The 1,631-nt window shown below is 55.0% G+C and carries 2 protein-coding genes; both read left to right on the top strand.

The window, feature by feature from the left end:
- Positions 1-85 precede the first annotated feature (85 nt).
- A complete protein-coding gene (locus tag ACI4N7_RS07430; protein WP_439732719.1) occupies positions 86-1,006 on the top strand; it encodes an NAD(P)/FAD-dependent oxidoreductase in 921 nt (306 codons plus the stop codon).
- Positions 1,003-1,631 (top strand): endonuclease III (gene nth, locus ACI4N7_RS07425; protein ID WP_439732718.1); only part of this gene is annotated, 629 nt, incomplete at its 3' end. The genes ACI4N7_RS07430 and nth, both read left to right, overlap by 4 nt.

Genomic DNA, 1,631 nt, shown 5'->3' with positions numbered 1-1,631 from the left:
ATATCGGATTTGCATAAACGGGCCGGGTCATGTATAATAGAACTATAAAACGATAAATTTCGATATGTTAAGAGGAGGAGTCTTTATGGATATGACGGATGTGCTGGTGATTGGTGCAGGGCCCGCAGGGCTGAATGCGGCTTTGTATGCTTCCCGCAAGGAGCTGACGGTGAAAGTGCTGACTACGGATATCGGGGGCCAGATGCTTTTGACGAAGGAAATCGAAAACTATCTGGGATTTCCTTCCATTTCCGGTTTTGAACTGGCGGACAAGATGGAGGCTCATGTGCGTCAGTATCCGGTGGACATTGTGTATGCCGGTGTCACTTCTCTGGTGAAGGAAGCGGACGGCACGTTTACGGCCCATCTGGATGACGGCAGCGAAGCCCATGGCAAGGCGGTGATTGTGACGGCAGGCAAGCACAGCCGGACGCTGGATATCCCCGGGGAGAAGGAGTATACCGGCCGGGGCGTCAGCTACTGCGCTACCTGTGATGCGCCTTTCTACCGGAAGAAGACGGTGGCCATCGTAGGCGGCGGGGACAGCGCCGTGCAGGCGGCCATCGAGCTGGCAAAGCTCTGCCCGGTGGTTTATCTTCTGGTGCGGAGCCGCATCCGGGCCCAGGAAATCCTGGTGAAGCGGATGAAGGAAGCCGCCAATGTGAAGGTATACATGGGCTATACGCCGGAAGAGGTAAAGGGCGATAAAAAGGTGACGTCCCTTGTGATTAAAAACAAGGCTGACGGTCAGACGGAAGAGCTCACTGTGGACGGCGTTTTCGTTGAGGCCGGCGGCATTCCCAATAATTCCTATCTGCCTGCGGATGTGAAGGTGAATTCTCTTGGTGAAATCATGACGAACAAGGATGGAGAAACCAATGTGGAAGGTCTTTTCGCAGCCGGCGATGTGACGGACTGCCGGAACAAGCAGATCATTATTGCAGCAGGAGAGGGGGCGGCAGCTGCTCTGGCAGCCCATGAATACTTGCTTCGCAGCGGATTATGAGAGTCACAAAAAAGATCAAGGCAGAGCAGCTCCGCCGTCTGGCAGAGGTTTATAAAAACGACGGCACCATGCTCCATTTCAGCAGTCCCTTCACCCTGCTGGTGGCGGTGATCCTTTCCGCCCAGTGCACCGATAAAAGGGTGAATATCATCACAAACCGCATTTTCCCGAGACTGGATACGCCTGCCAAAATGGCAGCACTCACACCGAGCCAGCTGGAAACGGAAATCCACGACTGCGGTCTCTACAAGGCGAAAGCAAAGAATCTTCTGGGCATGTGCCATATGCTCCTGTCCGATTATCACGGAGAGGTGCCGGAGGATTTCGATGAACTGGTGAAGCTTCCCGGCGTGGGAAGAAAGACCGCCAACGTAGTGAGAAGCGTAGCCTTCGGCTATCCTGCCATCGCCGTGGATACCCACGTATTCCGTGTGTCCAACCGCCTGAAGCTGGCAGAAGGCACCACGCCTCTGGAGGTGGAAAAGGGACTGCAGAAGGCCATCCCCAAAAAGGACTGGTCCGCCGCCCATCACTGGCTCATCTGGCACGGAAGAAGAGTGTGCCACGCCAGAAAACCGGACTGCGAAACCTGCTTCCTGCAGAACGTATGCCCTTCCTGCACGGT

The organism is Dialister sp., assembly GCF_051885895.1.
In the GTDB taxonomy this organism is placed as follows: Bacteria; Bacillota; Negativicutes; order Veillonellales; family Dialisteraceae; genus Dialister.
This window is presented reverse-complemented; position numbering and strand designations above follow the sequence as displayed.